The organism is Flavobacterium resistens (genome assembly GCF_900182645.1).
GTDB classification, from domain to species: Bacteria; Bacteroidota; Bacteroidia; order Flavobacteriales; family Flavobacteriaceae; genus Flavobacterium; species Flavobacterium resistens.
In genome coordinates this window covers 868,355-887,037 of sequence record NZ_FXTA01000002.1, presented here as the reverse complement: position 1 = coordinate 887,037, position 18,683 = coordinate 868,355, and the positions used below count along the sequence as shown (strand labels likewise).

21 protein-coding genes are annotated in these 18,683 nt (G+C 33.3%); 7 read left to right on the top strand and 14 right to left on the bottom strand.

The features are described from left to right. Positions 1–33: 33 nt before the first annotated feature. Positions 34–492 carry a hypothetical protein gene (locus FN795_RS09895; protein WP_142450445.1) on the top strand — a complete coding sequence of 153 codons (459 nt, stop codon included), beginning with the start codon at positions 34–36 and terminating at the stop codon, positions 490–492. Positions 493–725: 233 nt separating this feature from the next. On the opposite strand, the gene serB is transcribed toward FN795_RS09895, so the two are convergent. From serB to FN795_RS09860, 7 genes are all read right to left on the bottom strand, one after another. Further along, positions 726–1,955 (bottom strand): phosphoserine phosphatase SerB, encoded by a 1,230-nt coding sequence (gene serB, locus FN795_RS09890; protein ID WP_035651620.1) that lies wholly within the window; start codon positions 1,953–1,955, stop codon positions 726–728. A gap of 157 nt (positions 1,956–2,112) precedes the next feature. Further along, complete coding sequence (locus tag FN795_RS09885) at positions 2,113–2,550, bottom strand: VOC family protein (RefSeq protein ID WP_142450444.1); 438 nt, start codon at positions 2,548–2,550, stop codon at positions 2,113–2,115. 55 nt (positions 2,551–2,605) lie between these two features. After that, entirely contained in the window at positions 2,606–3,043 is a 438-nt protein-coding gene (locus FN795_RS09880; RefSeq protein ID WP_142450443.1) for an SRPBCC family protein, read from the bottom strand. A 2-nt stretch (positions 3,044–3,045) separates the two neighbouring features. After that, positions 3,046–3,453 carry a VOC family protein gene (locus FN795_RS09875; RefSeq protein ID WP_142450442.1) on the bottom strand — a complete coding sequence of 136 codons (408 nt, stop codon included), beginning with the start codon at positions 3,451–3,453 and terminating at the stop codon, positions 3,046–3,048. 125 nt (positions 3,454–3,578) lie between these two features. Next, positions 3,579–3,983, bottom strand: coding sequence for an SRPBCC family protein (locus FN795_RS09870; protein WP_142450441.1), 405 nt, complete (start codon positions 3,981–3,983; stop codon positions 3,579–3,581). An 18-nt stretch (positions 3,984–4,001) separates the two neighbouring features. Further along, positions 4,002–4,406, bottom strand: coding sequence for an SRPBCC domain-containing protein (locus FN795_RS09865; protein ID WP_142450440.1), 405 nt, complete (start codon positions 4,404–4,406; stop codon positions 4,002–4,004). 19 nt (positions 4,407–4,425) lie between these two features. Next, a complete protein-coding gene (locus tag FN795_RS09860; RefSeq protein ID WP_142450439.1) occupies positions 4,426–4,836 on the bottom strand; it encodes a VOC family protein in 411 nt (136 codons plus the stop codon). 140 nt (positions 4,837–4,976) lie between these two features. Between FN795_RS09860 and FN795_RS09855 the strand changes: the two genes are divergently transcribed. Next, positions 4,977–5,942, top strand: coding sequence for a GlxA family transcriptional regulator (locus tag FN795_RS09855; protein ID WP_142450438.1), 966 nt, complete (start codon positions 4,977–4,979; stop codon positions 5,940–5,942). A gap of 154 nt (positions 5,943–6,096) precedes the next feature. On the opposite strand, the gene FN795_RS09850 is transcribed toward FN795_RS09855, so the two are convergent. From FN795_RS09850 to FN795_RS09820, 7 genes are all read right to left on the bottom strand, one after another. Beyond that, entirely contained in the window at positions 6,097–6,750 is a 654-nt protein-coding gene (locus tag FN795_RS09850) for a murein L,D-transpeptidase catalytic domain-containing protein (RefSeq protein ID WP_142450437.1), read from the bottom strand. Positions 6,751–6,881: 131 nt separating this feature from the next. Further along, positions 6,882–8,114 (bottom strand): ATP-dependent Clp protease ATP-binding subunit ClpX, encoded by a 1,233-nt coding sequence (gene clpX, locus FN795_RS09845; protein WP_142450436.1) that lies wholly within the window; start codon positions 8,112–8,114, stop codon positions 6,882–6,884. A 165-nt stretch (positions 8,115–8,279) separates the two neighbouring features. Continuing rightward, positions 8,280–8,954: an ATP-dependent Clp endopeptidase proteolytic subunit ClpP gene (gene clpP / locus FN795_RS09840; protein ID WP_142450435.1), complete on the bottom strand. Its 675-nt coding sequence runs from the start codon at positions 8,952–8,954 to the stop codon at positions 8,280–8,282. A 316-nt stretch (positions 8,955–9,270) separates the two neighbouring features. Beyond that, positions 9,271–10,593 (bottom strand): trigger factor, encoded by a 1,323-nt coding sequence (locus tag FN795_RS09835; RefSeq protein WP_142450434.1) that lies wholly within the window; start codon positions 10,591–10,593, stop codon positions 9,271–9,273. Positions 10,594–10,706: 113 nt separating this feature from the next. After that, a complete protein-coding gene (locus FN795_RS09830) occupies positions 10,707–11,051 on the bottom strand; it encodes a phage holin family protein (RefSeq protein WP_081909381.1) in 345 nt (114 codons plus the stop codon). Positions 11,052–11,104: 53 nt separating this feature from the next. Next, entirely contained in the window at positions 11,105–11,869 is a 765-nt protein-coding gene (locus tag FN795_RS09825) for an alpha/beta fold hydrolase (protein ID WP_142450433.1), read from the bottom strand. Between the two features lie 23 nt (positions 11,870–11,892). Next, the gene (locus FN795_RS09820; protein ID WP_142450432.1) at positions 11,893–12,606 is read right to left on the bottom strand and encodes a pyridoxine 5'-phosphate synthase; all 714 of its coding nucleotides are present in this window, start codon (positions 12,604–12,606) and stop codon (positions 11,893–11,895) included. Between the two features lie 117 nt (positions 12,607–12,723). On the opposite strand from FN795_RS09820, the gene FN795_RS09815 reads away from it, so the two are divergent. The 5 genes from FN795_RS09815 to FN795_RS09795 all read left to right on the top strand — a co-directional run bounded on the left by FN795_RS09815 (position 12,724) and on the right by FN795_RS09795 (position 18,655). Continuing rightward, complete coding sequence (locus tag FN795_RS09815; protein ID WP_142450431.1) at positions 12,724–13,383, top strand: CBS domain-containing protein; 660 nt, start codon at positions 12,724–12,726, stop codon at positions 13,381–13,383. 99 nt (positions 13,384–13,482) lie between these two features. Continuing rightward, entirely contained in the window at positions 13,483–14,367 is an 885-nt protein-coding gene (locus FN795_RS09810) for an NAD kinase (protein WP_142450430.1), read from the top strand. A gap of 173 nt (positions 14,368–14,540) precedes the next feature. Next, positions 14,541–15,224 (top strand): type IX secretion system protein PorG, encoded by a 684-nt coding sequence (porG, locus tag FN795_RS09805; RefSeq protein WP_142450429.1) that lies wholly within the window; start codon positions 14,541–14,543, stop codon positions 15,222–15,224. Between the two features lie 4 nt (positions 15,225–15,228). Next, the gene (locus tag FN795_RS09800) at positions 15,229–15,969 is read left to right on the top strand and encodes an isoprenyl transferase (RefSeq protein ID WP_142450428.1); all 741 of its coding nucleotides are present in this window, start codon (positions 15,229–15,231) and stop codon (positions 15,967–15,969) included. After that, positions 15,902–18,655 carry a BamA/OMP85 family outer membrane protein gene (locus FN795_RS09795; RefSeq protein WP_167498071.1) on the top strand — a complete coding sequence of 918 codons (2,754 nt, stop codon included), beginning with the start codon at positions 15,902–15,904 and terminating at the stop codon, positions 18,653–18,655. Before FN795_RS09800 ends, FN795_RS09795 begins: the two co-directional genes overlap by 68 nt. The last annotated feature ends 28 nt before the right edge of the window (positions 18,656–18,683 follow it).

The window sequence follows — 18,683 nt, the reverse complement described above, 5'->3', positions numbered from 1 at the left end:
AAATCATAGATGAAACTATTAAAATTATTAGGATTGGAAGTAGAATCTTCAAATCAATATGCCAAAAAAATCGAACTAAACAGCAATTATAATTTTATTCATGATAATTTCATTATCTCTAGTCAAAACGATCTCTTCCTTTTATTAGAAGAAAAAAATGATATAATAAAAGCATTAAATTTTAAGTTCAAAATTTACAAGTATGGATATCCAAATGATGAGATTGGAATGCCTAATTACATAACTGGAATTGAGTTATATGGTTTCTATCAAGTTTACAACTCTGAATGGATTCATGAATTAAAAAGTAATAATCGCCAACATCATCAACATTTAGATATCCATTATTCAAATTATAAACATTTTGTCATTCGCTTCAAGGACGTAACATTAGAAGTTATCTCAGAAAATTATTCTGATATTAAAATGACGAGAGAAGAATTAATGAAGATTGTAAACAAGCAACTTTCATTCATCACCGCAAAAGAGTAATTACCTATTTTAAATTAAAAACCTCTAATTCCACTAAACTCGCATGAGGGATAGAAGTGGAAATCCTTTTGTGCCCGGGTTCGGCACAAAAGATTGAAACGGATAGCCCGACCCGGAGGGGCATGCCCATATAAAAAAACCTCAGCTCTTTGAAAAGACTGAGGTTTTGTTTTTTATTCTGATTATAGAATTTCTAGTGTGATTTCTCCTTCGTCGAAATGACAAACTAAACTTTACATCATATCAATATATCGATCGTGATATCCTAAAAGATATAAAACGCCATCAAGACCTAAACTAGAAATTGATGTTGAAGCACTTTCTTTTACTTTTGGTTTTGCGTGGAAAGCGATTCCGAGACCGGCTAAGTTTAGCATTGGTAAATCATTTGCTCCGTCTCCAACTGCGATTGTTTGATTGATGTGAATTCCTTCTTTTTCGGCAATTGCTTTTAGTAATTCGGCTTTCTTTTCTCCGTTTATAATATCACCTAAATATTTACCGGTTAATTTACCGTCTTTAATTTCCAGTTGATTGGCGTGAACATAATCGATTCCTAATTCTTTTTGCAGATAATCTCCAAAATAAGTGAAACCTCCTGAAAGGATTGCAGTTTTATATCCGTAATACTTAAGCGCTTTCATCAAGCGATGTGCGCCTTGGGTAATGGGTAAATTTATGGCAACATTTTGTAAAACTTCTTCACTCAAACCTTCCAGTAAAGCCATTCGTTGTTTGAAACTTTCGTTGAAATCAATTTCACCATTCATCGCCGACTCAGTAATTGCACGCACCTGATCGCCTACGCCATTTAATTCTGCCAATTCGTCAATAACTTCGGTTTGGATTAAAGTCGAATCCATATCGAAGCAAACCAAACGGCGGTTTCTTCTGTAAATATTATCTTCCTGGAACGAAATATCGACATTTAAAGTTCTTGAAATTTCCATAAAACTTGCCGTCATGACAATTTTATTTACAATTTCGCCTGTAACCGATAATTGAATACAAGAACGCGGATATTCTTCTTTTTCAACAATTGAAGTTCTTCCTGTTAATCGTATAATCGAATCAATATTCAGATTTTGATCTGACATAATTTTAGTTACTGCAGCCAATTGAGAAGCAGCCAGTTTTTCGCCTAAAATATTGATTATATAACGTTGTTTTGATTGCGATTTCACCCATGTTTCGTAGTCTTCGATAGAAATTGGAATAAATTTCACTTTAATTTCTAATTCGTAAGCCTTGAACAATAAGTCTTTTAAAACGGGTGCTGAAGATGAACCTGCAGCAATTTCAAACAAAATTCCTAAAGAAAGTGTATCGTGAATATCGGCCTGACCGATATCTAAAATATTAGCATCATAAGCCGCCAATACAGCTGTTAAACCTGCTGTAACCCCTATTTTATCATGTCCTGAAACTTTTAATAAAATAATTTCTTTATCCTCTATTGCCATTTTTTCTTTATTGATTTTGAAGCGACAAAAATCGGCAATCTATTGGTGATAAAAAAGAATAATCTTTGTTTTTTTTGCAAACAAAAAGCGCATATACATGCGCTTTTTAAAGTAATTTAACAATTATGTTCCGCTTTTAGAATAACATAACTTATTGTTATTTAGCTGGCTGATTTTCGTCAAAGTTTACCATCCAGTTGATTCCAAACTTATCTTTGAACATTCCGAAATAAGCGCCCCAAAATGTTTTATTCAAAGGCATTTCTACTTTTCCGCCTGCTGAAAGTCCGTTGAAAATTCTGTCTGCTTCTTCAGTACTTTCTGTATTGATCGAAATTGAGAAGTTTTCTCCAAAAGGCAAATCGCCAAATCGTGTCGAACTATCACTTCCCATTAAAATAGTATTGCCTATTGGCAATGAAACGTGCATAATTCTTTCAGCATCTGCTTCAGAAACTTCGTCACAGCCTTCTTCTTTAGGCATGTCTTTAAATTTTCCGATATATGGAAATTCACCTCCAAAAACGGATTTGTAAAATAGAAATGCTTCTTCGCAATTTCCATTAAATAGTAAATAAGGGTTTACTGCTGCCATGATTTTTTTTATTTAATTGTTGATTGTTAATTATAATTTTTTGATTCTCTCTATTCTATTTCTCTGCTAATTCTTTTACTTTCTCTAAACCTTTTGGAAAAGCTTCTTTAAAATAATCAATATACTTTTCGACAACATCGACTTGAGCCGTCAAATCAGTGAATTCATTATCTGACTTTAATCTATAGGTTTCCATTGCTCCGCTCCATTTTTTGGTTTCTTCGTCAAGAGGCAATTCTTTAAAATCTTTGATCTCTCCTATATGTTTGAAAGCCATATATTCATTTGGAATTTTAGTTTCGATAATGCTGTTCATTCCTTCGCCGCTTGGTGACATAAAATGTATTTTGTCGCCTTCATTCCAATCACTTATTGCATACGAACCCTCGCAAAAAGCGCCCGTCCATTCTCTATAAGTGGCATCGTTCCATAAAACCTCCCAAACTTTTGGAGAAGGAGCTTTAATTCTAATTTTAAATTCCAATTTTTCCATAACTACGATAGTTTACTAAAATCCATAAACAAAACATTCCAGCGATGTCCGTCTAAATCTGCAAATCCACAGCCATACATCCAGCCTTGGCTTTCTTCTGGTTGTGCAAAAACAGTTCCGCCGGCTTCAGTCACTTTCTTGGCTAATTCGTCAACTTCTTCTCTGCTTTCGGCATCAATTGAAATCAAAACCTCAGAACTTGATTTTGTATCTGTAAGAGCATTTTGAGAAAAACTTGAAAAAAGCATTTCTTCAAAAAGCATCACTACAAAATGTCCTTCACCAACCACCATGCAAGTAGAACTTGGCGTATCGTGCTGTTCATTGAACGAAAAACCTATTTTCCAGAAAAAATCTTTCGCTTTTGCAATATTCTTAACAGGCAAATTCAACCATATTTGTTTTGTCATTTTTTTGATTTTTTTGTGTTAAACAATTTATTTTAAAACATATAAGTTATGTAAGTCAATTCTAAGTTTAATCTGTATTATAATCTTTGAATCTATGCACCTTTGAAACTTTGCACCTAAAAAAACTAATTATTCTCAATATAATTTTTAAAATTATCCAAAATCGCCTGCCAGCCTGCACGCTGCATTTCTTCAGGATTTACTGTTTCGGGATCAAAACTTTCAACGATTTCAACACCTTCTGCCGTTTGGGTAAAAGTAATTTCAACTTTTCTTCCGTCAGCCATAACATACGAAAGCGCTTCATTTGGTTTCACCAAAGTAAATTCACCTTCAAAATCAAAGCTAATGCTTCCGTCTTTTGCCGCCATTGTCGATTTGAATTTTCCTCCTTCTCTCACATCAGCTTCTGCGTAAGGCGTATGCCAGTCTGGAGAAGCAAAACTCCATTTTGTAATATGTTCCGGCGTATTCCAAAACTTCCAAACCTTTTCTGCAGATGCATTAACTGTGCTTTTTATTGTTATCATTATATATTAAATTTAGTTTTAAAATTTTTCTGTATATTTTTTAAAGTTGTCAATTACATCTTGACACCATTGCTTTTGCATGCTTTCAGAATCCGTTTTATTTGGCTCAAATATTTCAGTGATTTTTACGCTTTCTCCAAAATCCTCAAAATGAATACTTCCAATTCTGTTATCCGAAAGTTTGTATTCTATTAATCGAAACTTTTCGACTTTTATATAGATTCCCTCAAAATCAAAATGTTCTTTTTTGTCTTTTGATGTCATTTCATACCTAAACTTTCCTTCCGCTTTCAAATCATTTTCAGCATAACTTGTATACCAATTATCAAAAGCAGTATTCCAGTTTTCAATGTGCTTTGGTGTAATCCAAAAATCCCAAACCTTTTCTATTGATGCATTAATTATATTTTGAACTGTTATCATTATTGTTCAATTAAATTGATTACATCTCATTTGGTATTTTGCTTTCATCCATATAGAAAACTTCCCAATGATGTCCGTCAACATCTAAAAAAGTTCTTTGATACATCCATCCATAATCTTTCGCCGGAATATAATCTACTCCACCCGCTTTAATCGCTTTTTCTATCATTTCATCTACTTTTTCGCGAGAGTCCAAAGAAATTGAAATAAGAACTTCGCTAGTTGTAGCCGTATCGCAAATTTGCTTTTTGGTAAACGTTTTATAAAACTCTTCGACCAAAATCATTACATTAATATTTTCGTCAATAACTATGCAAGCTCCTTTTTCATTTGTGAATTGTGAATTGACTGAAAAGCCAATTTCAGTAAAAAAGGAAATCGCCTTATTTAAATCTTTTACCGCAAGATTTAAGAATATCTTTGTTTTCATCTTTATAAAATTACAAATTAATAAAAACAAATTTAAAATTTTAGGATTAACTTAAAGTTACATAAAAAGTCATTTTTAGGGTCATTTGAGACAAATTATCTACTTTTGTAAGAATGTAAATCTTTCAAAAAGAAAAAATCATGAACAAGAAAACAGGTTTAATTGTGCCCCACGACTATAAATTGTTGAGCATAGCAGCTATTTTAGAAGTTTTTGAAACGGCTAATAAATTGACTAAAGAACATGAAAAACCTTTCGAAATTATGGTTTTCCAATCGGCTAGACAAATTACTCAGGAACAATTATTTGGCTACAAAGTTCATGCTATTGAAAATTCAGACATTGCTTTAGACTTGATTTTGATTCCGGCTTTTACCACAGATAATATGAGCGAAATGATTGCAAAGAATAAAGATTTTATTCCGTGGTTAAAAAAGCAACATCAAAACGGAGCTGAATTAGCCAGTTTTTGTACCGGAGCTTTTTTGTTTGCCGCTTCTGGATTATTAAATGAAAAATTAGCAACAACGCATGTTGACGCCTGCAGTGCTTTTACAAAGGCTTTTCCGTTAGTAAAATTAAAACCTGAAGAAACTTTAACAGCCGATGGAAGTTTATATACCAGTGGTGGCTCAACCTCAACATTTCACTTATTGATTCTTTTGGTTCAGAAATATTGCGGAAACGAGATTGCAGTTCAAATCGCCAAAATTTTCTCAATCGACTTGAATCGATACAAACAGAGTTATTTTAGCACTTTTAGACCAAATCATTTGCACAACGACACTTTAGTCGCGATGTTGCAGCAAAAAATCGAAAGCCAATATCATTCAATTGAAAAACTAGAAGAAATCACTAAAGATATTCCAACCAGCGCTCGAAATATGACACGCAGATTCAAGCAAGTAACCGGAATTCCACCGATTGAATATCTGCAAAATATTAGAGTCGAAAGTTCAAAAAAATATTTAGAACAGACACAGCTTTCAATTTCAGAAATTATCGAAAAAACCGGTTATAATGATCCAAAAGCATTCCGAAAAGTGTTTTATAAAATGGTCGGAATGAAACCTATTGAATACAGAGAGAAATTTAGAGTTCAGTAATTTTTTTAGGAGCAGAAATATTTCGTTTCAAGAGAAATTCTGTCCTGCTCTCCACTATATCTTTTACTGTCTCGTTAGAAAAAAACGAGACAGTAAAAGGATGCCGCTTCGATCAGGGCTAAACGAGAAGTTTCGTTTTCATGACATCCGTAAATTAGGATTTAATAATCCACATCAGAACTTTTTTGTTCGTTTTCAAAAGTTCATCGATTTCTTTCATGCTTTCGTTTGAAACTGCCGGACAACCCCAGCCTTCAGGAGTTCCTTCTGGATAAACTTCGTTCTCAGAAACTGCCTCCCAGGAATGCAAAACGATTGCACGATTTCTCGCATTTGAATTGGTCTTCTCTTTTCCCTGCAAAATGTAATTAACTTTTATTCCCCATTGACTTACGCCTCGATCTAAAATAACATATTTACCCAGCGAAGAACAATGTGAATCAAATTCATTACTGATCTGGACTTTTTCTTTTGTTGTTGTCGCGCCCCATCTATTATCGCCACAGCCGTGACTAACCATACAAGATTTTATAACTGTATTCTTTTTAAAGTCATAAATAAAAAATCTTTTATAACCAGAATGCAAACTCAAATCGATCAAGATAAATTTATCTTTATTTAAATTATTTTGAAGCGTATACTCTTTTGCCTCTTTGTAAAATTTACTGTAATCAACTTCGACTCGGTTTTTGGGTTCTCCAATTATTTCAGTTTTATTTTCATTTTTAGAAACCATCGTTTCTTTTTTATCTTTTTGATTACAAGATAAAAACAACGCTAAACCAATTACAAAAATCATATTTTTCATGCTTACAATGTACATTAAATCTGAAAGGAAAAACTTATTTAAATGTATAAAAAAAACCTGTTCAAAATAAATGAACAGGTTTAATCGTGAACTTTGTCAAAGTTTTAAACTTTGACAAAGTGGTATAAAATTTATGAAGCAATTTCCATACGCTTCAATAAGTTTTTACTCAAAGTATGTTCTGCATATTCTTTGTCGATTGTCAAAGTTGTATCATCAGAACTTGGCAATTCGTACATCGCATCTGTTAAGATAGCTTCACATAACGAACGCAATCCACGAGCGCCTAATTTGTATTCTAAAGCTTTATCAACAATAAAATCCAATGCTTCATCAGTAATACTAAATTCAACATCATCCATTAAAAATAATTTCTGATATTGTTTTACCAATGCATTTTTAGGCTGTGTCAAAATTGCACGCAAAGTTTCTCTGTCTAAAGGATCCATATGCGTCAATACTGGCAAACGACCAATAATCTCCGGAATCAAACCAAAGTCTTTAATATCTTTTGGAATGATATATTGCAATAAATTGTTTTTATCAATATTATCGACATTTTTAGAAGTTGAATAACCAACTGCTTGACGATTCAAACGTTTTGAAATAATACGTTCTACTCCGTCAAAAGCACCACCGGCAATAAACAAAATATTTTGAGTATTAACTTCAACAAATTTCTGATCAGGATGTTTACGTCCTCCTTTTGGTGGTACGTTTACAACTGTTCCTTCTAATAATTTTAATAAAGCTTGCTGTACACCTTCACCAGAAACATCACGAGTTATTGACGGATTATCGCTCTTACGGGCAATTTTATCAATTTCATCAATAAATACAATTCCTCTTTCGGCTTTAGCTACATCATAATCTGCTGCTTGTAGTAAACGTGTCAAAATACTTTCGACATCCTCACCAACATATCCAGCTTCTGTAAGTACCGTCGCATCAACAATTGCCAAAGGAACGTCTAACATTTTTGCGATAGTTTTTGCTACCAATGTTTTTCCAGTTCCGGTTTGACCAACCATGATAATGTTACTTTTTTCAATCTCAACTTCGTCATCTAATTGCTGTTGCATTAAACGTTTGTAGTGATTGTAAACCGCAACCGACATAACCTTTTTTGTCTGATCCTGACCAATAACATATTGATCCAGAAAAGCTCTGATTTCTTTTGGTTTCTTTAAAATCAAGTCCCCAATAAGTTTTGCATTTCCGCTAGACTTTAATTCTTCTAATACAATTCCGTGTGCTTGTTCAATACACTTATCACAGATATGTGCATTAATACCCGCAATCAATAAATTAGTTTCTGGCTTTTTTCTTCCACAAAACGAACATTCTAATACTACTTTTGCCATTCTTTATTTAAGTTACTAAGCTGCAAAGATACTAAGTTTCTAAGCTTTTTAATTAAAACTTTAAAACTTAACTCCTTACAGCTTAATATTTTTTTGTTTAAAGTTTAAAGTTTCAGGTTCCGGATTCGCCAAAGCAACTTGAAACATGAAACCTAAAACTAATTTTTAGCTTCTTCTTAATATTTCATCAATCATTCCGTATTCTTTTGCTTCATCTGCAATCATCCAGTAATCACGCTCACTGTCTTTGTGCACTTTGTCAAAAGTTTGTCCTGAATGGTGTGAAATGATGTTGTATAATTCATCTTTCAATTTCAACATTTCACGTAAGTTGATTTCCATATCTGTTGCAACACCTTGTGCTCCTCCAGATGGCTGGTGAATCATTACTCTTGAGTGTGGTAATGCTGAACGTTTTCCTGCTGCTCCTGCACATAATAAAACTGCTCCCATAGAAGCTGCCATTCCTGTACAAATTGTTGCAACATCAGGTTTAATGAATTGCATTGTATCATAAATTCCTAATCCTGCGTAAACGCTTCCTCCTGGAGAATTTAGATAAATTTGAATATCTTTTGAAGCATCAGCGCTTTCTAAAAATAATAACTGCGCCTGAACGATATTAGCGATTTGGTCATCGATACCTGTTCCTAAAAAGATAATTCTGTCCATCATTAATCTTGAAAAAACGTCTAATTGAGAAACGTTCAACTGGCGCTCTTCGATAATATATGGAGTCATGTTTGTTGGGTTCATCGCTGCTATGATTTTATCATAATACATTGCGTTTACTCCTTGGTGCTTTGTAGCAAATTTTTTGAATTCTTTACCGTAGTTCATATGTATCTGTTTTACGTTTATTTGGTGTATATCTTTTTATTCTCCGCAAAGGTCATACCTTTTTAAAAAGGATGTCAATTTGTCTTATTTCTAGCCCAGATAGCAGTGAAAAGTTTTTTGAAATGGCAACTATTTTTTGTTGGTAGAAAAAAGCGACCAACGGAAGCTCTTTTTATGCCTTACAAAAAAAGGCAGCAATGAAAAAACTTGTAACGGATAGCTGGATTAGCTCCTGAAAAGTAATCAAAAATAAATTAAAACAAAAGAGCGTCAGGAAAAAAATCCTGACGCTCCAATATAATTGTTTTCTTAGAAATTATTCTCCGTAAGACGCAGCGATAAATTCTTCGTAAGTAACCTCTTTAGTTGTTGGGTTAGCTTTTTCTTTGAAGATATCTAACATTTTAGCTGCTACAACTTGCTCAGAAAGTCTTTTTACTTCTTCTTGGTTAGATAAAACTCTAGCCACGATTCCTTGAACTTCTTCGTCAGTTGGGTTTGTTTGTCCAAATTGAGCCATTTGTTGTCTGATAGCACCAGAAGTAAACTCTTTCAAGTCTTCAAATGTAATTTGGATATTGCTTTGAGCTAATGCTTTTCCTTCGATTAATTGGAAACGTAAACCTTTTTCAGATCTTGCGTATTCAACTTCAGCTTCTTCTGCAGAAAGTTTTTTCTCTCCAACAGTTTGCAACCATTTTTTCAAGAATTCAGCTGGTAAATCAAATTTAGTGTTCTCGATCAAGAAATCCTGAACATCTAATAATAATTTTTGATCTGCTTGTTGTGCGAATTGAGATTCAGCATCTTCTTTAATTTTAGATTTTAAATCTTCTAAAGAAGCTACTTTTCCTTCACCAAAAAGTTTATCAAATAACTCTTGGTTTAATTCCGCTAATTCAGCACCGTTGATAGCTTCGATAGTAAAGTTTACTTCGATATCTAAACCGTGAACGTCATCATGAGCTACTTTTAAGTAATCCATTAATTGGTGATCGTCTTCGAATAAACCTTTTGTGCTAACTGTAACAACGTCTCCAACTTTTTTACCGATGAATTTATCTCCAGCTTTTTTGTTGAAAGTAGATACAGAAATTGTAGTTGTATTGTTGATTCCTTTTTCTTCGTTTGTGAAAGTTCCAGTTAAATCTGAATCAGCTTCAACTTTATCCTGAGGAATTGCTTTTCCAAATTGTTTTTGGATACGCTCAACTTGTCCGTCGATTAATTTATCATCAGCAGTAACGATATATTTTACGATATTGTTTTTAGCTTCTAAATCAATTTCGAAGTTTGGCACTAAACCAATTTCGAATTCAAAAGTTAATTCTTCTGCATCCCAGTCAAGGTTTTCATTTTCTTTAGCAAGAGGAGTTCCTAAAAGGTTTAGTCTTTCAGATTGAATGAAACGCTCTAAAGCCAAGTCAACTACTTTCTTGATTTCTTCTTGCTTAATACCTTTTCCGTATTGTTTTTCAACAAGATCTTTAGGAACTTGTCCTTTTCTAAATCCTTTTACTTGAGCCAAAGGCAATTTTTCATTGATTCTTTTTGCCACTTGACCTTTATAATCCATATGAACAACGTTCATAACAATTGTCTCGTTTACAGCGTCTATTGCTACTCTTTTAATATCCATCTTCTTCTTTAATTTACATAATAAAATTGGGTTGCAAAATTATAAAATTTTTGCAACCCAACCAAGTTTTTAATCTATTGTATTAGAAGCAGTTTTAATCTGCTCAATTTACTTTATTTATCGTCTCCAAGTATCTTATAGGTGATAGATTGCAGAATTGACAAAATAACACTAAAAATTAAGGCCGTCCAGAATGAATCGACAGCAAAACCTCCGACAATTTTAGTACAAGCCAAAATCATTAAAGCATTTATGACAAGTAAAAACAAACCTAATGTAACAACAGTTACCGGCAATGTTAGCACTACTAAAATAGGTTTTATAAAAACATTCAGCAAGCCTAAAACTACTGCAACAATTACAGCTGTTCCAAAACTAGTAACCACAACCCCCGTTAAAAGGTTAGATAATAACAAAACCAAAGCAGCTGTAACAAGAAGTCTGAGTAATAATTTCATAGTTTTTCAGGTTTAAAATTTAATTTAAAAATAATAATTTTTTATCAAAAGTGCTATTCTTTTAAAAACCCCGCCGTAATTTCAAAAAACATTTTAGGGTTTTCGGCATGAAGCCAATGTCCGGCATTTGGAATCGTTTCTAATTTTAAATTCGGGAAATGTTCTTTTATCGCATCAATATCTTCATCCTGAATATAGCCCGATTCTCCTCCTCTGATAAATAGTGTCGGTTTATCAAAAACCAGACCTTCTGCCAAAGGTTTTCCAATTGCATCCAGATTATTATTAAAAACTTCCAGATTAAATCTAAAAGCTAATTGTCCTGGTTCTTTCCAATATAAATTCTTTAACAAAAACTGACGTGTCCCAAAATCAGGAACATATTGCGCTACAATTTCCTCAACATCAGCTCTGCTTGGTTTTACTGAAAAATCAACAGCGTTTAATCCTGCCAAAATATCCTGATGATGCTGTTTGTAAAATCTCGGACCAATATCTGCCACAATTAATTTATCTACAATTTCGGGATGAGTTGTTGCAAAAAGCATTGCTACTTTTCCGCCCATCGAATGTCCAAGAATATCAATTCTCGTTAAATTATTTGCTTGGCAATATTCGAACACATCCTGAACCATTGCTTCGTAACTCCATTCATCGGAATGAAAACTACGTCCGTGATTTCTTAAATCTAAAATATGAACCTGAAATCCAGCTTCTACATATTGTCCTGCGAGTGTTTTCCAATTGTCTGACATTCCCAGAAATCCATGCATTATAACAAATGGTTTTCCTTCGCCTTCTATTTTTGAGTAAAGCATACTTTTATTTTTACTTTGAAGATTTATTTCAATTTATTCAAATACATATTTACAACATTATCTAAACCTAGATAAAGTGCTTCAGAAATTAAAGCATGCCCTATTGACACTTCAAGCAAACCTGGAATATTCTCTTTGAAAAATTTGATATTATCCAAACTCAAATCATGTCCGGCATTGATTCCTAAACCTAATTCATTTGCCAGTTTTGCAGCTTCAGCATAAGAATCAATTCCTCTTTCGTTCCCTAAACTATATTGATGCGCAAAAGCCTCGGTGTATAATTCAATTCTGTCAGTTCCAGTTTTTTTTGCTCCTTCAATAATTTCCAAAACCGGATCAACAAAAATCGAAGTTCGGATTCCATTTCTTTGAAATTCCTGAATTACTTCTGTCAAATATTCCTGATTTTTAATTGTATCCCAACCTGCTGAAGATGTAATTGCTCCAATAGCATCTGGAACTAAAGTAACCTGATCTGGTTTGCATTCTAAAACCAAATCAATAAAATTATGCTGTGGATTTCCTTCAATATTATATTCAGTTGTAACAATTGCTTTTAAATCGCGAGCATCCTGATAACGAATATGGCGCTCGTCTGGACGAGGATGAATGGTGATTCCCTGAGCTCCAAATTTCTGAATATCGGCAGCTACTTTTAATAAATCAGGAACATTCCCGCCACGTGCATTTCTTAAGGTTGCAATTTTATTGATATTTACACTTAACTTTGTCATATAAATAGATAATTAATTCTAGTAACACTATATTTGTAATGACAAAAATACAAAGTAAAACGTCGTAGTTTTTGGTATTTTTTGATTATTTTGCAAGGAAATATCTTCAATTGATTTATGACAGAAATTACAAACTATATCACCAATGATTTCAGAGCGATTGATAGCCTGGAAACGATAGCATCTGTTCAGGACTTTTTTGCTGATGTCGATTTTTCACATTTCCCGGTTTTAGAAGACGGAATCTTTATAGGAAGTATTGCCGCTGACGATATTGAAACTTTCGATACAGATAAAAAAGCAATTGACTACAAATATACTTTAGAACGTTTTTTTGCCCGAAAATCGATGATCTGGCTTGACGTTTTAGAGGTTTTTGCTAAAAATCATACTAATACAATTCCGGTATTGGATGAAAACAACGAATATATTGGATACTATGAAATGGAAGATATCATGCGATTCTTTCAGGAAACTCCATTTCTAAAAGAACAAGGAGGTATTATAATTGTTCAAAAAGGCCTTTTGGATTATTCTATGGGTCAGGTAACACAGATTGTGGAAAGCAATAACGGAAAAATCCTGGGCTGTTTTATTTCTGAAGCCGATTTGGAAAATGTTCAGATTACAGTCAAAATCGGTGTTGGGCCAATGAATGAAATCATTCAGACTTTCAGACGATATAATTATGAAATTATTTCTGAACATCAGGAAGATGCTTATATCAACAGCCTTAAAGAACGTTCTGATTATTTAGACAAATACCTTAATATATAAATTACGAATGTGCCAATGAGGAAATTAGTTAATTAGACAATTTTCACATTTGCAAATTATCTAATTGACACATTGACAAATTATCTAATTTAAAAAATAATGAAAATAGCCATTTACGGACAATATTATCAAAACAGCACCGAGCCAATCATAAAAGACATTTTCTCGTTTTTAACCTCCAATAATGTTGAAATCGTTATTGAGGAAAATTTTCTTCAGATGCTTTATGAAAAACAACTCGTAAAAAAAGACTATAAAACATTTTCGTCGAGTACGATTTTAGACAATAGTTTTGAAATGCTGATCAGTATTGGTGGCGACGGAACCGTTTTGAGATCTGCCGCTTTAGTACGTAATTCAGGCGTTCCTCTTTTAGGTATTAATGCGGGTCGATTAGGATTTCTTGCCAAAGTTCAAAAAGAAAACATAGACGGTTTATTGCAATATGTTATTGATCAAAACTACACAACATCTGAAAGAACTTTGCTTGGTTTAACTTCTGAACCAAACAATGAGGCTTTCAAGGAACTAAATTTTGCAATGAACGAAGTTACTGTCAGCCGTAAAGACACTACTTCGATGATTACTGTAGAAACGTATTTAAACAACGAATACTTAAATTCCTATTGGGCTGATGGCCTAATTATCTCCACGCCAACCGGATCTACAGGTTATTCTTTAAGTTGTGGCGGGCCAATATTAACACCAGATGTAAAAAGTCTTGTTATCACACCAATCGCGCCACACAACTTAACGGCACGCCCTCTTGTGATTCCTGATGACACTGAAATAACATTACGAGTTACAGGAAGAGAAGATCAATATTTAGTTTCTTTAGATTCCAGAATTTCATCTGTAAAGAACGAATCTATCTTAAAAATCAAAAAAACAGATTACAAAATCAAAATGGTAGAGATTCCAGGCGAAACTTTCCTGAAAACTTTGAGAAATAAATTGCTTTGGGGAGAAGACAAAAGAAATTAAGTCTTTTTCTGACGGCTGACTATACGATAATACCACTTTTTCTCGTTCTGCATGTATCGAATCCGCATTAAATGTCTCAAAATCATAATGTAAATTGAAAAAAAAGCACATTTAATCAAAGCAACGTTGATTCGTATCGATAATTATTATATTTGCACGCAATTTTGAATTAAATGAAGAAAATTTTTAATTTATTGTTATGTTTTTTCCCCTTTATTACACTAAATGCTCAGATCAATGAGATTGGTGTTTTTCTAGGTGGAAGCAACTTTGTTGGAGACGTCGGAAGTACGACATATATCAATCCAGACAAACTGGCTTTTGGCGTATTGTACAAATGGAATAAAAGTCCGCGTCATGCGTATCGCTTTTCTTATACACAATCAACAGTTGCCGGAAATGATTTGGACTCAGATGAGACAGGTAGAAGCAAAAGAGGATATCGCTTTAGAAACAACATCAAAGAACTTTCGGCTGGTTTAGAATTCAATTTTTTTGATTTCAACCTACATGATTATCATACAAAATTTACTCCTTATATATATTCAGGTTTAAGTTACTTTTTTTACGATGATTTATACATAAATGGAGGAGAAACGAGAAAGTACAAAACCTCGAGTTCGATCGCTATTCCGATGACTTTGGGAATTAAATCGAATGTAACACCTCATTTTGTTATAGGAGCAGAAGTTGGTGCCCGCTATACTTTTACTGACAATATTGATGGAAGTAATCCGTCAAGCAGCAATTTTTCGAATTTGCGTTTTGGAAATTTAAATAATAACGATTGGTATGTCTTTTCTGGAATTACATTAACGTATACCTTTGGACAAAAACCGTGCTATTGCGCAGAATAATACAATGAATTTACTAGACTCTATAGATCGCTCAAACTTACCAAAACATCTGGCCATTATTATGGACGGAAACGGACGTTGGGCAAAACAACAAGGATTTTTACGTGCTTTTGGTCATGAAAACGGAACGAAATCAGTAAAAAAAACAATTACCAACTGTGCCAAACTCGGCATCGAATATTTAACGCTATACGCTTTTTCAACAGAAAATTGGAATCGCCCAAAATTAGAGGTTGAAGCGTTAATGAAAATATTAATCAATTCATTGAAAAAAGAGCTTGTTACTTTACAAGAAAACAACATAAAACTTAATGCAATTGGAAATCTTGAAAAATTACCTAAATCAGCCCAAAAGGAACTTTTAGATGTTATTGAGAAGACCAAAAACAATACACGCCTCACTCTTACATTGGCTTTAAGTTACGGATCGCGAGAAGAATTGGTAAATGCCGTGAGAATCATCAGCGATAAAGTTAAAAATAATATAATTTCATTAGACACTATTGACGATTCAATTATAAATGAGCATCTTTACACGCAAAATTTACCAGACGTAGATTTATTAATACGAACAAGTGGAGAACATAGAATAAGTAACTTTTTGCTGTGGCAGATAGCCTACGCAGAATTGTATTTTACGAATGTCTTGTGGCCAGACTTTAAAGATCAAGATTTATATGAGGCTATCATTAGTTATCAAAAAAGAGAACGTAGATTTGGAAAAACCAGTGAACAAATTAAATAATTTTTTAGTGTTACAAAAAAGAGTACAAATAGTCCTTACCCTACTACTTTTGGGTAGTTTTTCACAAATAAAAGCACAAGATCGAGTTCCTTTTGATCAAGGAAAAAAATATATTCTTGCTAAAGTTTCTGTTGTTGGTAAAATAAGCTTCAATGAACAAACAGTTGTCACCTTTTCTGGCCTTCAAAAAGGACAGGAAATAACAGTTCCTGGTGAAGAAATCAGTAGCGCAATTAAAAAATTAGGCAAACTTGGCCTTTTTGATGAAATTGCATTTTATGTAAATAAGGTAGAAAATGACAGTATTTATCTGGATTTAGATATCGTAGAACTTCCTAAATTAAACGAAGTTAAAATCGTTGGTGTAAAGAAAAGCAAAGTCGAAGGACTTATTAAGGACAATAATTTGACAAAAAATAAAATTGTCAATGAAAACTTAATTACGACAACGAAAAATTACATTGAAAATAAATACAAAAAAGAAGGCTACTATAACACAAAAGTTATCATTACAAATACACCTGACACTCTTGCCGGAAACCAAGTAAATATGCTTGTCCGAATTGACAAGGGTGATAAGGTAAAAATTAGCAGCATTGACTTCATCGGAAACCAACAACTTACTGATACTCAATTAAGAGCTGCAATGAAAGACACAAAACAAAAGAATGTCCTACGTGTCTTAAAAGCTTCAAAATTCATACCTGAAAAATACAAAACCGACTTAGAAAAAGTAGTTGCTGCTTATAAAGAAAAAGGATATCGTGATGCACGTATTATCTATGATTCTGTGACTTATAACAAGCAGAAGAATATGCTTGCCATTAAAATTAATGTAGAAGAAGGAAACAAATATTATTTCGGAAATATTAAATTTTTAGGAAACACTGTTTATTCTGATCAGCTTCTTCACCGTTATTTAGGAATCAAAAAAGGAGAAACTTACAACGGAGTTTTACTTGAAAAACGTATTGCTGATAAAACAAAACCAGATGCAGAAGATATTACAAACTTGTACCAAAACAATGGTTACCTATTCTCTAATATTAATGCCGTAGAGGTAAAAACAGTAAACGACACAATTGATTTTGAAATTAGAGTGACAGAAGGTCCTATTGCTTATTTCAACAAGATATATGTTACTGGAAACGACAAAACAAATGATCACGTAATTTACCGTGAGCTAAGAACTAAACCTGGAAACAAATACAGTAAAGAAGAATTAGTTAGAACAATTCGTGAAATTGGTCAGTTAGGTTTCTTTGACCCGGAATCTATCAAACCAGAATTTAGAAATGTTGATGCCGGAGCCGGAACAGTAGATATCGAATATCAACTTGTTGAAAAAGGATCTAGCCAGGTTGAGCTTCAGGGTGGTTACGGCGGAGGTGGTTTTATTGGAACCTTAGGTCTTTCGTTCAACAACTTCTCGGCAAGAAATATTTTTAACAAAGAGTCATACAAACCGCTTCCGATGGGAGATGGTCAAAAAGTAGCACTTCGTTTACAAGGAAGTACCTACTTCCAAACGTATAGTTTATCATTCTCTGAACCTTGGTTTGGCGGGAAAAAACCAGTACAATTTAGTTCTGCGATTTCCTACAGTAAACAGTTCAATAACAATTATGCAACAAGAACTGTTGATAAAAGCAAAAGTTTTAATATTTTTACAGTACAAGTTGGTTTAGCAAAACGTTTACAAGTACCTGATGATTTCTTTGTATTATCACAATCTGTAAGTTACCAGCACTATGACTTAAATAATTATTACACTGGATTGTTTACATTTGGTAATGGAGCATCACGAAATCTTGCTTATACTATTGGTCTTACAAGAAATAATAAAGGAACAAATCCTATTTTCCCAATTTATGGTTCGGAATTTAGTATTTCAGCAAAAGTAACACCTCCATATTCTTTATTTAACGGAATTAAATATGGAGATCTAGAAAACCAAAAAGAATACAAAACACAATATACTGGAGCACCTGACTCTGGAGTAGATGGTCAACCATTAAACACGGGCGATTATGTAAAAACAGAAACAGTTAATGGAAAAACTGGATATGTAAGTGTTGGATCTGACTATGCAAGCGCTGATACAGATGTTGCTAAGGTCGATCAAAAGAAATACAATTGGTTAGAGTATTATAAAATTAAATTTAAAGCAGACTGGTATACTAAAGTTTATGGTAAATTAGTTTTAAGAACCCTGACAGAGTTTGGTTTCTTAGGAGCTTACGATCAATCAAGAGGTGTTGTACCGTTTGAGCGTTTTTATTTAGGTGGAGACGGAATGGCGCAATACTCAATGGACGGTAGAGAGACGATAGGTCTAAGAGGTTATCCTAATGGATCATTGACTCCAACAAATGCAGCAGGTCAGCAAATTGGAGCAACAATTTATAACAAATTCTCTATGGAATTACGTTATCCTATTACATTAAAATCGTCAGCATCAATTTATGCATTGACTTTCTTAGAGGCAGGTTCATCATATCCAACATTTAAGGATTATAATCCGTTTGATTTGAGTCGTTCTGCAGGTGTAGGTTTACGTGTTTTCATGCCGGCATTCGGATTATTAGGGATTGATTTCGGTTACGGTTTCGATGCTCTGCCTAATTCTGTTACCAATAAAGCAAATGGATGGGAAACTCATTTCATTATTGGACAACAATTTTAGACAATTAGCGTTTGGTTAAAAATCATCA

What these genes read in the sequence shown, in the direction of transcription:
- serB (WP_035651620.1), bottom strand. Translation starts at nt 1,955, where the DNA reads ATGGCAATAGAGGATAAAGAAATTATTTTATTAAAAGTTTCAGGACAT.
- FN795_RS09885 (WP_142450444.1), bottom strand. Translation starts at nt 2,550, where the DNA reads ATGGCAGCAGTAAACCCTTATTTACTATTTAATGGAAATTGCGAAGAA.
- FN795_RS09880 (WP_142450443.1), bottom strand. Translation starts at nt 3,043, where the DNA reads ATGGAAAAATTGGAATTTAAAATTAGAATTAAAGCTCCTTCTCCAAAA.
- FN795_RS09875 (WP_142450442.1), bottom strand. Translation starts at nt 3,453, where the DNA reads ATGACAAAACAAATATGGTTGAATTTGCCTGTTAAGAATATTGCAAAA.
- FN795_RS09870 (WP_142450441.1), bottom strand. Translation starts at nt 3,983, where the DNA reads ATGATAACAATAAAAAGCACAGTTAATGCATCTGCAGAAAAGGTTTGG.
- FN795_RS09865 (WP_142450440.1), bottom strand. Translation starts at nt 4,406, where the DNA reads ATGATAACAGTTCAAAATATAATTAATGCATCAATAGAAAAGGTTTGG.
- FN795_RS09860 (WP_142450439.1), bottom strand. Translation starts at nt 4,836, where the DNA reads ATGAAAACAAAGATATTCTTAAATCTTGCGGTAAAAGATTTAAATAAG.
- FN795_RS09855 (WP_142450438.1), top strand. Translation starts at nt 4,977, where the DNA reads ATGAACAAGAAAACAGGTTTAATTGTGCCCCACGACTATAAATTGTTG.
- FN795_RS09850 (WP_142450437.1), bottom strand. Translation starts at nt 6,750, where the DNA reads ATGAAAAATATGATTTTTGTAATTGGTTTAGCGTTGTTTTTATCTTGT.
- clpX (WP_142450436.1), bottom strand. Translation starts at nt 8,114, where the DNA reads ATGGCAAAAGTAGTATTAGAATGTTCGTTTTGTGGAAGAAAAAAGCCA.
- clpP (WP_142450435.1), bottom strand. Translation starts at nt 8,954, where the DNA reads ATGAACTACGGTAAAGAATTCAAAAAATTTGCTACAAAGCACCAAGGA.
- FN795_RS09835 (WP_142450434.1), bottom strand. Translation starts at nt 10,593, where the DNA reads ATGGATATTAAAAGAGTAGCAATAGACGCTGTAAACGAGACAATTGTT.
- FN795_RS09830 (WP_081909381.1), bottom strand. Translation starts at nt 11,051, where the DNA reads ATGAAATTATTACTCAGACTTCTTGTTACAGCTGCTTTGGTTTTGTTA.
- FN795_RS09825 (WP_142450433.1), bottom strand. Translation starts at nt 11,869, where the DNA reads ATGCTTTACTCAAAAATAGAAGGCGAAGGAAAACCATTTGTTATAATG.
- FN795_RS09820 (WP_142450432.1), bottom strand. Translation starts at nt 12,606, where the DNA reads ATGACAAAGTTAAGTGTAAATATCAATAAAATTGCAACCTTAAGAAAT.
- FN795_RS09815 (WP_142450431.1), top strand. Translation starts at nt 12,724, where the DNA reads ATGACAGAAATTACAAACTATATCACCAATGATTTCAGAGCGATTGAT.
- FN795_RS09810 (WP_142450430.1), top strand. Translation starts at nt 13,483, where the DNA reads ATGAAAATAGCCATTTACGGACAATATTATCAAAACAGCACCGAGCCA.
- porG (WP_142450429.1), top strand. Translation starts at nt 14,541, where the DNA reads ATGAAGAAAATTTTTAATTTATTGTTATGTTTTTTCCCCTTTATTACA.
- FN795_RS09800 (WP_142450428.1), top strand. Translation starts at nt 15,229, where the DNA reads ATGAATTTACTAGACTCTATAGATCGCTCAAACTTACCAAAACATCTG.
- FN795_RS09795 (WP_167498071.1), top strand. Translation starts at nt 15,902, where the DNA reads ATGAGGCTATCATTAGTTATCAAAAAAGAGAACGTAGATTTGGAAAAA.